Origin of the sequence: Trinickia sp., assembly GCF_035492435.1 — a bacterium.
Taxonomy (GTDB): Bacteria; Pseudomonadota; Gammaproteobacteria; order Burkholderiales; family Burkholderiaceae; genus Trinickia.
On the sequence record NZ_DATJJF010000023.1, the window covers coordinates 14,449 to 28,707 of the forward strand.

At 64.2% G+C, this 14,259-nt stretch carries 15 protein-coding genes; 9 read left to right on the forward strand and 6 right to left on the reverse strand.

All coding sequences use genetic code 11. The annotated features are described in order from the left end of the window. Nucleotides 1-140 precede the first annotated feature (140 nt). The 8 genes from gspG (at nt 141) to gspN (ending at nt 6,245) form a co-directional block, all read left to right on the forward strand. Nucleotides 141-605 (forward strand): type II secretion system major pseudopilin GspG, encoded by a 465-nt coding sequence (gene gspG, locus VL598_RS01970; protein ID WP_325325046.1) that lies wholly within the window; start codon nt 141-143, stop codon nt 603-605. Nucleotides 606-677: 72 nt separating this feature from the next. Then, nucleotides 678-1,205 carry a GspH/FimT family pseudopilin gene (locus VL598_RS01975; protein ID WP_325325020.1) on the forward strand — a complete coding sequence of 176 codons (528 nt, stop codon included), beginning with the start codon at nt 678-680 and terminating at the stop codon, nt 1,203-1,205. A 1-nt stretch (nt 1,206) separates the two neighbouring features. Continuing rightward, on the forward strand, nt 1,207-1,605 hold the full coding sequence (gene gspI / locus VL598_RS01980; RefSeq protein ID WP_325325021.1) for a type II secretion system minor pseudopilin GspI: 399 nt from the start codon (nt 1,207-1,209) through the stop codon (nt 1,603-1,605). Continuing rightward, nucleotides 1,583-2,266, forward strand: a complete 684-nt coding sequence (locus tag VL598_RS01985; RefSeq protein ID WP_325325022.1) for a PulJ/GspJ family protein — start codon at nt 1,583-1,585, stop codon at nt 2,264-2,266. The genes gspI and VL598_RS01985 overlap by 23 nt, the downstream gene beginning before the upstream one ends. 56 nt (nt 2,267-2,322) lie before the next feature. Continuing rightward, nucleotides 2,323-3,399 carry a type II secretion system minor pseudopilin GspK gene (gspK, locus tag VL598_RS01990; RefSeq protein ID WP_325325023.1) on the forward strand — a complete coding sequence of 359 codons (1,077 nt, stop codon included), beginning with the start codon at nt 2,323-2,325 and terminating at the stop codon, nt 3,397-3,399. 31 nt (nt 3,400-3,430) lie between these two features. Next, nucleotides 3,431-4,939 carry a type II secretion system protein GspL gene (gene gspL, locus VL598_RS01995; RefSeq protein WP_325325024.1) on the forward strand — a complete coding sequence of 503 codons (1,509 nt, stop codon included), beginning with the start codon at nt 3,431-3,433 and terminating at the stop codon, nt 4,937-4,939. Then, nucleotides 4,936-5,454 (forward strand): type II secretion system protein M, encoded by a 519-nt coding sequence (locus VL598_RS02000; RefSeq protein ID WP_325325025.1) that lies wholly within the window; start codon nt 4,936-4,938, stop codon nt 5,452-5,454. Before gspL ends, VL598_RS02000 begins: the two co-directional genes overlap by 4 nt. A gap of 8 nt (nt 5,455-5,462) precedes the next feature. Then, a complete protein-coding gene (gene gspN / locus VL598_RS02005; RefSeq protein WP_325325047.1) occupies nt 5,463-6,245 on the forward strand; it encodes a type II secretion system protein N in 783 nt (260 codons plus the stop codon). Here gspN and VL598_RS02010 read toward each other — a convergent pair. From VL598_RS02010 to ada, 5 genes are all read right to left on the reverse strand, one after another. Then, nucleotides 6,233-7,780, reverse strand: coding sequence for an efflux transporter outer membrane subunit (locus VL598_RS02010; RefSeq protein WP_325325026.1), 1,548 nt, complete (start codon nt 7,778-7,780; stop codon nt 6,233-6,235). The genes gspN and VL598_RS02010 overlap by 13 nt on opposite strands. A gap of 267 nt (nt 7,781-8,047) precedes the next feature. Further along, a complete protein-coding gene (locus VL598_RS02015; protein ID WP_325325027.1) occupies nt 8,048-8,512 on the reverse strand; it encodes a hypothetical protein in 465 nt (154 codons plus the stop codon). A gap of 125 nt (nt 8,513-8,637) precedes the next feature. Further along, a complete protein-coding gene (gene gshA / locus VL598_RS02020; protein ID WP_325325028.1) occupies nt 8,638-10,251 on the reverse strand; it encodes a glutamate--cysteine ligase in 1,614 nt (537 codons plus the stop codon). Nucleotides 10,252-10,469: 218 nt separating this feature from the next. Then, nucleotides 10,470-11,450 (reverse strand): DNA-3-methyladenine glycosylase family protein, encoded by a 981-nt coding sequence (locus tag VL598_RS02025; RefSeq protein ID WP_325325029.1) that lies wholly within the window; start codon nt 11,448-11,450, stop codon nt 10,470-10,472. Then, the gene (gene ada, locus VL598_RS02030) at nt 11,447-12,592 is read right to left on the reverse strand and encodes a bifunctional DNA-binding transcriptional regulator/O6-methylguanine-DNA methyltransferase Ada (RefSeq protein ID WP_325325030.1); all 1,146 of its coding nucleotides are present in this window, start codon (nt 12,590-12,592) and stop codon (nt 11,447-11,449) included. The genes VL598_RS02025 and ada overlap by 4 nt, the downstream gene beginning before the upstream one ends. A gap of 549 nt (nt 12,593-13,141) precedes the next feature. Between ada and VL598_RS02035 the strand changes: the two genes are divergently transcribed. Further along, entirely contained in the window at nt 13,142-13,567 is a 426-nt protein-coding gene (locus tag VL598_RS02035; protein WP_325325031.1) for a VOC family protein, read from the forward strand. A 20-nt stretch (nt 13,568-13,587) separates the two neighbouring features. Here the strand turns inward: VL598_RS02035 and VL598_RS02040 are convergent, their stop codons facing one another. Next, entirely contained in the window at nt 13,588-14,142 is a 555-nt protein-coding gene (locus VL598_RS02040) for a YaeQ family protein (protein WP_325325048.1), read from the reverse strand. Nucleotides 14,143-14,259: the final 117 nt, after the last annotated feature.

Below are 14,259 nucleotides of genomic sequence, written 5' to 3' on the forward strand. Positions count from 1 at the left end.
TGCCTCATTGTACGGACTCTTCCGCAATTTGCGCACAACTTCGAAGTCCGATGAAACGACCTTTACAATCAGCCGCCGTATGAAACGCCACGCCAGTTTTTGGCGGGCTCCGGCACCCTTTTTACAACGAGGTACGAATGATGCAGATGTGGACCCTTCGCCGTACGGAACAACCCGCCCCGCGCACGCGGCGCCAGCGTGGCTTCACGTTGATCGAGGTCATGGTGGTTATCGCGATCCTCGGCATTCTTGCCGCACTGATCGTGCCGAGAATCATGAGCCGGCCCGACGAGGCGCGTCGTGTTGCAGCCAAGCAGGACATTGGGTCCGTCATGCAAGCACTCAATCTTTATCGGCTCGACAACGGCCGCTATCCGAGCCAGGATCAAGGCCTGCAGGCGCTCGTTCAGAAGCCCTCGACTGATCCGGTGCCGAACAACTGGAAGGAAGGCGGCTATCTCGAAAAGCTGCCGAGCGATCCTTGGGGACATCCCTATCAGTACCTGAACCCCGGTGTTCACGGCGAAATCGATGTTTTCAGCTATGGGTCGGACGGCAAGCCCGGTGGCGACGGCAATGATGCCGACATCGGTTCGTGGCAATAACCTCGGCTGCACGGTGAGCCGCTCACGTACTCGAGAGCGGCTCCCGGCTCGTACTTCGGACGACTTTCGATCATGACTCACTTTGGCGGCATCGCCGGGCTCAATCGCAGCGGCGGTAGCAGCGAGCGTTACGGCAAATGCCGTCGACGCGATGGGGGCTTTACGCTGCTCGAAATGCTCGTCGTGCTCGTGATCGCAGGGTTGCTCGTCTCGCTCGCCGCCGTCTCGCTCACGCGCAATCCACGCACGGATCTCAATGAACAGGCGCAGCGTCTCGCCCTCTTGTTCGAATCGGCATCCGACGAGGCGCAGGTGCGCGCTCGGCCCATCGCATGGGCACCGGTGGCCGGTGGCTACCGGTTTGACGTTCGGACGGAGGACGGCTGGCGCCCCTTGCAGCGCGATGACCTGCTGCGTGAAAGACACTGGGAAGGTGGGGTGACCGATATCTCGATTGACTATCCCGGCTCCAATCTGCATCCGGATCGGCTCGTCTTCGGGGTCGAAAGCATCGGGGCCGCGGTGACTATTACGCTTTACTCGGCCGTCGGGCGCGTGACTATCGTCGGCACCGGCAACGGCCGCTTCGAGGTGCGTTGAGATGGATCGCACATTCCGCCGCCGCGCGTCTGCTCGCGGCTTTACGATGATCGAAGTCCTCGTTGCGCTCGCGATCATCGCTGTCGCGCTGACTGCCGCGCTGCGTGCGAGCGCCATGCTGGCATCCAACGAAGCGGGGCTGCATCGCCGTCTGCTGGCCGGATGGAGCGCTGACAACGTGCTCACGCGCCTCTATCTGTCGCGTGAGTGGCCTGAAATCGGCTCGCGCACCTTCGATTGCTCTCAGGGCAATCAGGCGCTCAGTTGCACACGACGCGTCAGCGCCACGCCGAATCCCATGTTCAGGCGCATCGAAGTGATGGTCACAGTGCCTGGAGAAGACGGCGTTCTCGCTCAACTCGTCACGGTGGTGCCGAATGAAACGACCCGTGCGCTTTGACGGCGCGGCGCGCACGCGGCGCGCACGCGGCTTCACGCTGATCGAGTTGATGGTGGCCATCACGATCATGGCCGTGATCGCGGTGCTCTCATGGCGGGGTCTGGAGCAGGTTGTACGGGCTCGACAGACGATCTCCCACGCCATGGAAGACGAGCGCGTGTTTGCCCAGTTTTTTGACCAGGTGCGCATCGATGCGCGCGAAGCCGTGACGGATGACGAGGTGGGTCAATCGGCCGTGTCCATTTCCGGCTCCATGTTGCAGATCGTTCGCCGCTTCGGCATGAGCGGTGAGCCGCCGCGGCTGCAGGTCGTGCGCTATCAGGTCTCGGATGGTCTCGTGACGCGCTATGCGTCGCCGCCGATCGCGACGCCCGACGAGCTTAATCGCGCGCTATCGAGTTCGAGCGGTTCAGGCGACTGGAGTGCGGTGCCGCTCATCGGCGGCGTCGGCGCGATCAACGCGCGGCTTTTTGTGCCGCGCACCGGCTGGACGACGCAGATGGACGAAGTGGCCGCCGAGATCGCACGCAACGCCAACAACCTGAAGACGCCGCAGTTTGCCACCGCACCAATCGATCGCGCCGTCAAAGGGCTCGAAGTGAGCATTGGCGCTCCCTCGCTGCATGCGCCGATCACGCGCGCTTTTTTAGTCGGGCAATGACGATGCAGCTGCCTCACTTCATCTCCCCTCGCACGAAGGCGGCTTGCCGATCAGCAATGTGCCGCTCTCGCCCGCTTGGGCGCCAGCGCGGCGCAGCCATCATCAGCGCGCTTTTGGTGGTCTCGCTAGCAGCCATTCTCGTCGCCGGCATTCTGTGGCGCCAGCAGGTGCAAATACGTCGCATCGAAAACCAGCGTCTCTTGGCCGAGGCGAATTGGGTGGCGCGCGGCGCAACCGATTGGACGCGCCTCATTTTGCGTGCCGAGGCCGATACGTCACCGACCATCACGTACCTGGGCGGTGTCTGGGCCGTGCCGATCGCGCGAACGCGGCTGTCGGACTTTCTCGGCAAGATCGGTGAGGCGCAGGCAGGGGAAGGTGCCGAGACCTATGTGTCGGGCTTGATCGAAGACGAACAGGGCAAGTTCAATTTGCGCAATCTTGTCACCGTACCGGCTCCCGGCTTGCTGCAGGTGAACATGATGCAGGTCGCCGCCTTCCAGCAGTTGCTACAGTCGCTCGGAATGAACGCGCAGCTTGCCCAGACCGTCGCGATTCGCGTGCGCGCGGGCCTGCTGCGATCGGCGACGCGTTTTCAGGTGCCCTCGATGGGCATCGTTCAACCGCAACAATTGGGCGGGGGCGGCAACATGACCGACAACCCCGGGCTCGAAGACGGCAGCGGTCAGTCGAATGCGCCCGCGCTTCAAATGACGAGTGTCGATTCACTGCTCGGCGTTCCCGGCTTCACACCCGAAATGGTGACGCGTCTGCGTCCCTTCGTGACCGTCTTGCCGACACAAACGACTGTCAACATGAACACGGCCCCGGCCGAAGTGGTAGCGGCGATCGTGCCGGGCTTATCGATTTCTAGCGCGCAAGCGTTCGTCCAACGGCGCGAGACGGTCTTTTTTCGCAATACCGCAGACATCCAGCTTGCCCTGGGGGCAACCGGCTCGCCGCTTGCCTCGAACACCAGCACCAACCAGATTCCCATGGACGTAACGACGAGCTATTTTTTGATACATGGCCACGTGCAGCATCAAAGAGCCGAAGTCGAACGTACAACGCTCGTCTACCGCGATCCGCTGACTCACGCGACACGCATCGTGCGCGTCGTCGATCAGCCATGACCCATCAGTCCAGCCGAAGGGAGAACGGCCTTTGAGCACGTTGATCATCTTTTTGCCGCCGCGCGATCCGGCGGTGCCTTCACAGGAATGGCAACTGCCGGATATGCCATTCCTGCTACTCGACCGCACGGGCCGCAAGGAGCGTGCAGGCCGCGCCTCGCTTGCTTTCTTGCCGCGCGCGTCGACCACGCTCTTGATCGTTTCCGCACGCGACGTTCTCATGCTCGCCGCGACGCTGCCGCCGCTCAAGGCTCAGCGACTCAGGCAGGCGTTGCCCAACGTCGTCGAGGACCAGATCATCCAGGACCCGCAGAGCTGCCATATTGCGCTCGATCCGCAACCTCTTGCCGATGGCTCGCGGGTGCTGGCAGTCATCGATCGCGGGTGGTTCCGCTTTATCGTCGAGTCGTTCAACACGGCAGGCCATCGCAACCTGCGCGCGGTGCCCGCCACGCGTTGTCTGCCTGTCCCGTCGCAGCCGCCGCTGGCGGAGGGCACTGCGGAGACGCCCGCAAAGGGTAAAGAGACGACGCGAGCCGGCGAGCGCGTTGCGCCTGGCGCCGGAGCCGATGTGGGCCGCGACCGCACGGCGGCCCGTCAATCGTCGCCGGAGGGCAAAGGAGAGCCCGCGTCGGCTTCGCCCGCCCCACTCGTGGCCGCGGTGCTCGGCACCGTTCGCGAGATGGCCCAGGCCATTCTTGGTGACGCCGCCGCGGGTATCGAGCCGGTTCCGAACGGACCAGTGCCGTCTGTTGCGCCGCTTGCGTCGGCCGATCCGCGCATTGAAGTCGCGATTGCGCGTGGTGCGTTGGGCGAAGGCTTGGCGGTACCGGCATCGTCGTTCGGGGCAACGCTGGTTGCCCTCGCAGGCGAGCTGCCGCTGACCGTCTTTGAGCTGACCGATGTGCCGGGCGATGAGCCAATCGCTGTGCCAGGTGCCACTTCCACGTTGACGCGCGTCGGGGTGTCGGCGGGTGCCGAGCCGCTGCCGTTCGAAGCGTTTGCACGGGCGGCACTGACCAGTCGCTTAGACCTTTGCCAATTCGAGTTTGAATCGCGTCCTTGGCGACTCGATCGGACGACGATGCGGCGCTTGCGTGTGCCGCTCGCGCTCACGATCGCCTCTCTCGCCGTCGCGGTGATCGGGGCCAACGTGCAATGGTTGATGCTTTCGCGCGAGCGCGATGCGCTCAACGCACAGATGACGGAGCTGCTGCTGAATGCATTTCCGAAGACGACGGTCGTGCTCGATCCGCCGACGCAGATGAAAACGCAGCTCGAACGTCTGCGGCTCGCGTCGGGCCGGCTTTCGCCCGATGATTTCCTGTCGCTCGCGGCGCGGCTCGCGCCATCGCTCGGGCCGCTGCCCGTGAACGGCATTGCGTCGCTGGACTATCGCGAACACCGACTCGAGCTCACCTTCAAGCCGCAAGTGACGGCCGACCCCGACTTCGCGAAGCGGCTCGGGCAAAACGGACTCAGCGGCGAGATCGACAGCAACACGGGCAAATGGATGATCAAAAATCGGACGGGGCAATGAAGACGACTCACGCAATCGCCGACGTTTGGTCCGGCTTTTGGAGCGTGCGCACCGCGCGTGAAAAAACGCTGCTGACATGGGGCGGTACGCTTTTGGGCTTGGCAATCGCCTACTCGGTGCTATGGGCACCGGCGCAAGCAGGCCGCGCCCAACTACGCGAGACGTTGCCGGCTATGCGGCAACAGGTTGCGCAGATGACGGCTCAGGCCGACGAAGCGCGCTCGCTCGCGCCTAACGCGCAGGGCGCTGCACCGACCGGGAGTGCGCTAAGGGACGCGCTGACTGCCTCGCTCACGCAAAGCGGGTTTGGCGATCCGCAGGTGCAAGTCGCGGGCGACACCGTACGCGTGCAACTGAAAAACGCTTCGTTCCCCGCCTGGACGAGGTGGCTCGACGGCGCGCACAAGCAGTTCAAGGTGCAGGTGTCCGAAGTCCATGCGAGTGCGCTGAAGGCGGACGGCCAGGTCGATCTGACGGCGACACTCCAACCGGCGTCTGCAGGGACGGGGCGCTAATGCCGCTGATGAACGTTTGGATACGCCGCTTGGCAGCAGCACTGCCGTGGCTGGCTGTTGCCGTCGTCTCGAGCGGCCTCGTGCTCGTCGTGCTGCTGCCGGCCGCATGGGTCACACCGCAGCTCGCGCGAGCAACGCAGGGCCGTGTCGATCTGATCGACGCATCGGGTTCGCTTTGGCGCGGTTCGGCTGCGCTGATGCTGGCGGCCGGTTCTGCCGATGCGGGGCCGGCCGCCGTATTGCCGGGGCGCATCGAATGGAACACGGCCTTCTGGCCGCTGTTATCCGGGCGCGTGCGTTTGCGGCTGCGGCACACGGACGCCATGATCGACCCTGTGACAATCGAAGCGTCGCTCAATGGCGCCACCGCGTCGCCCGGCGCTATCACTTTGCCAGCCGCGTTATTGAGCGGCCTTGGCGCGCCTTTCAATACGCTCGATCTGCAAGGCGACGTACGCGTGCGCTGGACGCAATGGCACTGGATTCGCGGCAATGCCTTCGGTGGATTGACGGTCACGCTCGATGACATGGTCTCGCGTGTTTCCCGCGTGAAGCCGCTCGGTTCCTATCGCGTTGCGGTGCAAGCGCAAGGTGCTGCTTCGACGCTCGATCTGTCGACGCTCAAAGGGCCGCTACTGTTGAGCGGACACGGCACCATTGCGCGCCAGGGCACTTCGTTTCACGGCGAAGCGAACGCGACGCCAGAGGCGCGCGACAACCTCGTCGGATTGCTGAACCTGCTTGGGCAGCGCACAGCCACGGGCACCGTCACGCTCGATTACATGCGCTGAGCGGGCGGCGCTTCTATCGCGCCAACCTCGCGCTCGATGTCGGCGGCGTTCCAACCGCCGCCGAGTGCCTTTACGAGCCCGACCGACGACAGCATGCGTTGCCCGTTCAGCGTCGCAAGCCTTTGCTCGGCGAGGAAGGCGGTGGTTTGCGCGGTGAGCACATTGACGTAGCCGACGGTCCCTGCCTTGTACTCATTAATGACGATGGCCAGTGCTTGCCGCGCAGAATCGACGGCCTGCCGCTGCACGACGATTTCCTGCGCGAGGATGCGCTGTGACGCAAAATTGTCCTCGACGTCCTGAAACGCGGCGAGCACCGTTTGCCGGTAGGCGGCCACTTGCTGGTCGTACACGGCGCGCGCGGCTTGCGTCTGAGCGTGACGCAAACCCGCGTCGAACACCGTTTCTGCGAGCGAGGGACCGAGGGTCCAGAAGCGCGACGGCAGCGAGAAGAGCTGCGAAAACACCGAGTTTTGATAACCGCCTTGCGCCGACAGCGTCAGGGTTGGAAAGTATGCCGATATCGCTACGCCGATTTGTTCATTGGCAGCAGCAGCCCTGCGCTCAGCCGACGCGATGTCGGGGCGCCGCTCGAGCAGCGCCGAGGGCAACTCGAGAGGCAGTTCGGGCGGCTCGGCGTCGAGCGGGATGGGCGGGATCGAAAACGTCGAAGCGCTCTGGCCGACCAGCACCGCAATGGCATGCTCGGCCTGGGCCCGCGCCACACCGTTGTCGATGGCCGCGGCCTGTGCTGACTGGAGCTGCGTCTGTGCCTGGATCACATCTGAGCGCGCCGCCACGCCTTGCTCGTACTGATTCTGCGTGAGCTTGAGCGCCGCGGCGTAGGCTTTGACCGTGTCATCGAGCAGAGCCTGCAGCGCATCGAGCTCGCGCAATTGGAAGTAAGTCTGCCCGAGTGTTGCCTGCGCCGAAAGCCGGGCGTTGGCAAGATCCGCAGCGGCGCCCTGCTCGCCCGCCCGCTGCGCGCCAACCGTGCGGCTGATCTTGCCCCAAAGGTCCGGCTCCCAAGTTGCATCGAGCACAGCGTCGAAGTTGTTGGCCACGCGCGAATTCGATCCGCCCAGGTTCGCGAAGCTCGTCGAACTCGAGAACTGCTGCCCTGAGCGCGTTGCGCTGGCCGTGAGGCTGATGAGCGGAAAATAGGCAGCGCGTGCCTGTGCAACCAGTGCGCGCGCCTGCCGATAGGCGGCCGCAAATTGCGCGACGGTCTGATTCGCCGCGTCGAGCTGGTTCATCAGCCCGTTGAGGCGTGCGTCGTTGTAGATCGTCCACCACGGGCCGCGATCGGCGATATCGGCTGGCTGGGCGACCTTCCATCCCGGTGGCGCTTCCTTGTAGGATGCCGGCACCGTGATAGCGGGTCGCTTGTAATCGGGCCCGACGGCGCAACCGGGGAGTACGGCCGCAAGCGCCACGGCGAGTGCGACGGCAAGCGCAGGAGATGTCGTTGCGACCGCCCCCACTGCTCCCGCTGTCCCCTCTGTCCTTTTTTTGGTCGATGCCGCCGTCGTCATGCACGGTCTTGCGACCGTCGTGATGTGTCGATGGGTCCGCATATGAACGAATTTTGAAAGGATGCGGGGATGGTAGCGCATGCCATCACGGGTTGCGGTGTCTCCGTGAGGTCAAAGCACGATAAACGGGGGGCTTGCGCTTGAGATGTGCCCGATACCATGGCTCGCAAGCGCTCGTACCGCGGTTCCCGTCAAGGTCTTGGCGATGAGCCAAGCCATTGGCATTGCCGGCGGCTGAGACTGGCAAGTTGCATCAATCGGTGAGAATCAGCCGGGTGGCGGCACGCGATCCGTTGAACTCGGCGCCGAGGGGGAGGAATCGGGCTCTGATTGCGGCGACGGTTCGACGCCGGATCTGACGAACTGCTTGAACTTTGCGCCGGCCTCCCATGGATTGGGCCGGCAGCCGAACATGCTGTCGCAGTATGCGGCAAACCCGATCGTCGCCGAGCCATCGGCGTTGACCGTCTTTGTGATTTCGTAGGCAAGCTTGCTGCTGCCGCCTTCCGGACCTGTCGTCTCGATCAGCGAGTCGCTTACCGCGAATACCTTGTAGCTGCCGTGGCGCAACACCCAATCCTCCGCCCGCTGCCACCAAAGCGCGCATTCATCCGCACTTTGGCACACAAGGGGGGCCGTTGCGAGTTGCATCGTTTCGGGGCTCACGCGATGCGTCGCCGCCGAGCAGCCGGCAAGGAGCGCGCATGACGCGGCCCACAGCATCGTTCTCATCGGTGGCGCCCTCTTTCTGGTCCACACATCCGATTTGACGCGTAAGACGCAGGCATGTTCACGATGAAGCCGACGACGCCGGCCTCGCGCCGGCACAGGGCACCAGAGGCGCGATCGGCGGGCCGTTAGACGCTGAAACGCTCGAGCGTATAGCTGCGGAAAGCGGTGATGAAAGCGTCGAACGAATCAGGTGCGTCCCGATCTTCGAGCAAGGCTTGTTCCTCGAGCGATGCGGCGGCAAGCGCCGCTGCTTCTTGCGCTTCTTCGGCGCCGAGCGGGTGAGCGCGAAAGTAAGCCGCATGCGCCTCGCTCTGTGCGAGTCCAAAGGCGACAAAGCTTTGCCCACGCTCGCGCATCGTGCGTAGCACGCGCGCCGATGGCGTCGTTTCGGGATCGGCGAGCTTGACGCGCTGCGCCGCTACGGCGCGGAGGTGTTCGTCTGTGCCGGCGAGCTCGTCGAGCGCCTTTGCCGCAAGCTCGATCTGCGTGAGTAATTGAGCGGCCCAATCTTGAAGCGAAATGTCGCGCCCGTCGCGCGTCAGCAGCAACCCTGGCTTGCGCCCTTCGAGCGTCACGCGGCTGAAATTCGCATTAGCCTCGGCATAAGCTGTGCTCGGTAGCGGCGGGCTGTCATCGAGTGCGCACACAAGCAGATACGCATCGAGGAAGCGAGCCGTTTCCAGCGAGATGCCACGCGGCTCAAACGGATCGATGTCGAGACAGCGCACTTCGACGTACTGCACGCCGCGCGAGGCCAGCGCATGCAGCGGCCGTTCGCCCGAGTGCGTGACACGCTTCGGACGGATCGTCGAATAAAACTCGTTTTCGATCTGCAGAATGTTGGTATTGATCTGCACCCACTCGCCATCGCGGTGCGTGCCGATCGCTTCATACGGCGCGTAGGGCTCGCTCACCGCGCGCGCGAGCGCGTCGAGATAACCCGAGAGCGTGTCGTAATCGGGGCACAGGGCTGCTTGCGCCGTCGTGTTTGAATAGCCGAGGTCACTCATCCGCAGGCTGGTGGCATACGGACGGTAAAGAGTCTCGGCATCGAAGCTTTCGAGCGCGTGCGGCCGGCCTCGCAAGAAGGGCCGATGAAGCGCGGGCGATGCACCGAACAGGTACATGAGCAGCCAGCTCGTGCGACGGAAATTGCGCAAGAGCGCAAAGTAGCGCTCGGACTGAAAGTCGACTGTCGTTGCGGAGGACGGCTCCGCCGCGTGCAGCACGCGCCAGGCTTCTTCGCTCAGCGAATAGTTGTAGTGAATGCCCGCGATGCACTGCATTGTGCGTCCGTAGCGCAGCGCAAGGCCGCGGCGGTAGACATGCTTGAGCCGGCCGATGTTCGACGTGCCGTATTGCGCAATCGGAATGTCATCGTCTTCGGGCAGCGTGCCAGGCATCGAGCAGTTCCACAGCACCTCGTCGCCCAGTTGCGAATACGCGAAACGGTGGAGCTCGTCGAGCCGCGCCAGCGTCAGCGCGGGATCCGGCTCAGCCGACGTGACCAGCTCGATGAGCGCCTCCGAGTAATCGGTGGTGAGCGATGGATGCGTAAGTGCAGAGCCGAGCCCGCGCGGATGCGGTGTCATGGCGAGGGAGCCGTCCGGCGCCACGCGCAGGCTCTCCTTCTCGATGCCGCGTAGCCCGCGCGCAAGCACATCGCCTAAAGAGGGCGACGTGAGAAGGGACAAACGCTGCGCAAACGTCCCGGAGAGAACAGAAGATAGATCAGACATCAATGCGGGCTGGGGTCGGCCGAGGGTGTCGGCCCCAGCGAGATTATTTTTGAGTAGCGGGCACTTTAACACCGCGTCGTGAAGCTCGCTTGATGCCGCGCCAGCGTGAGTCCGGGCCTGCACGGAGCCCGCTCGTATGCGTGCTGTCAAAAGCGACGTGTCGGGACCGTCGCACGCCGTGGCGCTGCCGCGCGGTTCCCGCGTTTGCTGTCGCTCCCTTATCCGCCCCGTGCGCCGTTTGCGCGATCGGCCATTTCATTCCACAGATGCATGGCGGCATAGGCGCGCCAAGGGCGCCACGCGTCGGTGCGCGAGCGTTGTGCCGCAGGCCTCGCGAGCGACGCATCACGCGCGGCGATCGATTGCATGAGCACGAGATCGGTAGCGGGCCACGCATCGGGATCGCGCCAAGCGCGCATGGCGATGTACTCCACCGTCCACGCGCCGATGCCGGGCAGTGCTAGCAGCGCTTCGCGCATGGCGGCCAGATCGGTGGCGCTGCCCGAATAGCTTGATCTTGAGTCACCCGGGCGCCCAGCGCTCGTTGGTGCATTCGAGGCAGCGCTTCGTTCGATGAGCACCTCACCGCAGGCGACCGCCCGTGCGACGGCTTTGAGCGCGGCGACGCGTTTGCCGGGCATGCCGATGTTGTCGAGATCGGCTTCGGCGAGTGCGGCGGGTGTCGGAAAGCGCCAAGCGGTCGCTGCATGCGGGTGATCGTCAATGCGCACGCCGGCGCGGGCGACGAGGCGGCCGATCAGCGTCGTCGCCGCTTTGACGCTGATCTGCTGGCCGACGATGGCACGCACGACGAGCTCAAAGGCGGACCACGCTCCGGGCAAGCGCAGCCCTGGAGCCGCCTCTACAAGCGGCGCGAGCCACGGATCGTATGCCAAATGGGCGCCGATGGCCTCAGGATCTGCGGCTGCGTCGAACATCGTCGCCACATGGGGCGCGAGCGCCTCGGCATGGTGGCTTGCATCGCCTTCGACATGGACGACAAGCCGCATCCTGCGCGCATGCCGGCTTACTGAGAGCGTGCCGCTCGCCCCATCCCATTCGATCGCTCGACGGTAAGCCCCCTCGTGCACCGCCTCGACGCCCGGCGTGGCCCGGCCAGCCAGAAAACGAAGCAGGCGTGGCCAATCGTAGGGTGCCTTGAACGGCAACTCGAAGACGGTGGCGTGAGCGGCACTCAAGCGACGTCATCCAGCTTGGCGGGCTTAGCCCCCTCGCCGAGCGCATCGGCGCCTGTGGCGCCGGCGCGCTGCGCTTCTGTCCTGAGCAGGACTTCTTTGCGTGAGAGTCCCCAACGGTAGCCAGCGAGTGCGCCGCGCTTTTGCACGACGCGATGGCACGGAATGGCGAGCGCAACGGGATTCGCCGCGCAGGCGCTTGCAACGGCACGCACGGCACGCGGCGCGCCAAGCGCCTCGGCAATCTGCGTATAGCTGCGCGTCTCTCCATAGGGGATGCGCCGCAATGCGTCCCAGACTCGCTGTCGGAACGCCGTGGCGGCGACGTCGAGCGGAAGGTCGAACGTTTCGCGTCCGCCATGAAGATAAGCATCGATCTGCGCGACGAACGGTGCGATGCGCGCGTCGTCTTCGATCAACTGTGCATGCGCGAGCGTGCGTCGCAATTCACCGACGAGCGAGTCAGCCGCATCGCCGAACGCAATGTGACAGATGCCCTTCTCAGTGGCCGCCACGAGAACCTGGCCGAGCGGCGTTGAAGCGCACGCGTAGTGCACGACAAGACCAGCGCCCTTGTTTCGATAGGCCGACGGCGCCATGCCGAGCTCGCTCGCCGCGTTTTCGTATAGCCTGGATGGCGAGTTGAATCCCGCATCGAGCGCCGCACGCGTCACACGCTCGCCGCGCTGCAGGGCGTCGCGCAGCGCCGCGCCACGGTGTGCCGCCTGATATTGGCGCGGCGACACGCCGACAACGCGCGTGAAAAGCCGCTGCAAGTGGAAGGGGCTGACGTGCACCGCGTCGCTCAATTGAGCCAGCGTGATGCGTGCTTGGGGGTCGGCGTCGAGCACGGCGCAGGCGCGTTCGACGATGGCTAGTTCTCGCGGCAAACCACCTGGACGGCAGCGCTTGCATTCGCGCAAGCCTGCGGCCCGCGCCGCTTGCGCCGTCGCGAAGAACGCCACATGTTCGCGGCGGGGCAGGCGCGACGCGCACGAGGGCCGGCAAAAGATCCCCGTTGTCGAAACGCCATAGAAAAAGGCGCCGTCCGCGCGGGCGTCTCGGGTACAGACGGCTTGCCAGCGCTGCGCCTCCGTCTGATAGACCGAACTTACGCTCGTCGGCCGATCCGCTTGCGGGTTCATCGGGGTCTCCTGGCGGGGCTGCGCGCTTTTGCCGGATTGGCTTGAGTGGGCGGGTTGCATGGCATTCCTCGAACGATCGAAGGCTGAACCCTCACTGTATGCCCAGCGGCGACGAGCTACGCGCCGATTCTTGCGCTCTCATTGCGCAAGAGAGGAGGCAGCTCAATGGAAGTGAAAGAAATATTGCACTGCACCATGTGTTGGTGTATATTGACACTTGTCTCCTCCATGTCTCCTCTGATATGGATTCACCCGCTCCAAGAGCGGGTTTTTTTTGCCCTCTCGGTTCGACGGATCTACCCTGCTCGGTGTTTCGGCGTCCCTAAAGCGAGTTGGCTGCACGACGCAGCCTGTGCCCCGCCCCACCGCAAGCTGACTCAAGAGACGCCATAGTGGGTCATGGCGGCAAGCACGCTGTCGAGCGGCGGTATGCTATCCGTCACGGGCCCCATGCCGTAAACTCGACGACACCTCCACGTGCGAAGCCCTCCCCTCATGGGCTGACGACGCACGGCCGGCCAATGCCCGCTACGCAAGGAGAACGCACCGATGAAGCTGACGATCCGCGAGATCGATCACGTTGTGATCCGCGCCACCGATCCCGGCGCCATGAAGCGTTTTTACTGCGACGTCCTGGGTTGCTCAGTCGAAAAAGAGCAGCCCGAGCTGGGGCTGGTTCAATTGCGCGCGGGCCGCTCACTGATCGACCTGCTGGCCGTTGGCAGCAGTCTCGAGCGTGCCGACAGCGGTGCGCCAGGCGCCGGGCGAAACATGGACCACCTGTGCCTTCGCATCGACCATTACGACGCCGAAGCGATAGCCGCACATCTGATTGCGCACGGCGTGCGGCTGGGGAGCGAAGGACGCCGATACGGTGCGGACGGCTTCGGCCCATCGCTGTATTTATTCGACCCTGAAGGCAACATGATCGAGCTTAAAGGCCCACCGGAGGCGGCGCGCATCACGTCGCTCTGAACGTGTGCCGAGCCGCGGCGTCATGCGGCTGTTCCGGCTTTGAGCACCGACCATTCGACGGCGACAGGCTCGGCCGTCGCGCTCGTCACCCATGCGGAGCCGTCCTGCACGGTGACCTGGAGCCGCATTGAGCGCTCGGCGAGGTGCGCAAGCGCATCGCCGACGCTTTGCGCGAGCGACAGCACGCATACATTGCCGAACCGTTCAACTTTGCTGCGCACGCCCTGCCACCAAATGTCGGAACTACGCCCGCCATACGCCATCACCACAACCTCACCTGCACGCGAACTCGCCTTGGCAATGCGGCGTTCGTCGGGCTGCCCCACTTCGATCCAAGTCTCGATCGCGCCCGTCAGATCTTTCTGCCACACATCCGGCTCGTCGGTGTCCGACAGACCCTTGCAAAACTCGAGGCGCTCGCTGGCAAAAAGCGCGAACGCGACGAGGCGCACCATCATGCGCTCGTCGGTTTCCGACGGATGGCGCGCGATCGTGAGCGAATGGTCGGCGTAGTAGTGCCGGTCCATATCGGCGATTTGAAGTTCCGCCTTGTAGATAATCGATTTGAGAGCCAATTCGAGAGCGATCCGACGTCGAGAGAAATAGGGCTTGCCGGGGCTCGCCGCCTGCGAGGGACAAGGCATGCGACGCCGCTGTCTCGCCTCATCTTGCGAATGCGGTGAGGTAACTTG

What these genes read in the sequence shown, in the direction of transcription:
- gspI (WP_325325021.1), top strand. Translation starts at nt 1,207, where the DNA reads ATGGATCGCACATTCCGCCGCCGCGCGTCTGCTCGCGGCTTTACGATG.
- gspG (WP_325325046.1), top strand. Translation starts at nt 141, where the DNA reads ATGCAGATGTGGACCCTTCGCCGTACGGAACAACCCGCCCCGCGCACG.
- ada (WP_325325030.1), bottom strand. Translation starts at nt 12,592, where the DNA reads ATGAACCCGCAAGCGGATCGGCCGACGAGCGTAAGTTCGGTCTATCAG.
- gspK (WP_325325023.1), top strand. Translation starts at nt 2,323, where the DNA reads ATGTGCCGCTCTCGCCCGCTTGGGCGCCAGCGCGGCGCAGCCATCATC.
- VL598_RS01975 (WP_325325020.1), top strand. Translation starts at nt 678, where the DNA reads ATGACTCACTTTGGCGGCATCGCCGGGCTCAATCGCAGCGGCGGTAGC.
- VL598_RS02015 (WP_325325027.1), bottom strand. Translation starts at nt 8,512, where the DNA reads ATGAGAACGATGCTGTGGGCCGCGTCATGCGCGCTCCTTGCCGGCTGC.
- VL598_RS02035 (WP_325325031.1), top strand. Translation starts at nt 13,142, where the DNA reads ATGAAGCTGACGATCCGCGAGATCGATCACGTTGTGATCCGCGCCACC.
- VL598_RS02000 (WP_325325025.1), top strand. Translation starts at nt 4,936, where the DNA reads ATGAAGACGACTCACGCAATCGCCGACGTTTGGTCCGGCTTTTGGAGC.
- gshA (WP_325325028.1), bottom strand. Translation starts at nt 10,251, where the DNA reads ATGTCTGATCTATCTTCTGTTCTCTCCGGGACGTTTGCGCAGCGTTTG.
- VL598_RS01985 (WP_325325022.1), top strand. Translation starts at nt 1,583, where the DNA reads ATGAAACGACCCGTGCGCTTTGACGGCGCGGCGCGCACGCGGCGCGCA.
- gspN (WP_325325047.1), top strand. Translation starts at nt 5,463, where the DNA reads ATGAACGTTTGGATACGCCGCTTGGCAGCAGCACTGCCGTGGCTGGCT.
- VL598_RS02010 (WP_325325026.1), bottom strand. Translation starts at nt 7,780, where the DNA reads ATGACGACGGCGGCATCGACCAAAAAAAGGACAGAGGGGACAGCGGGA.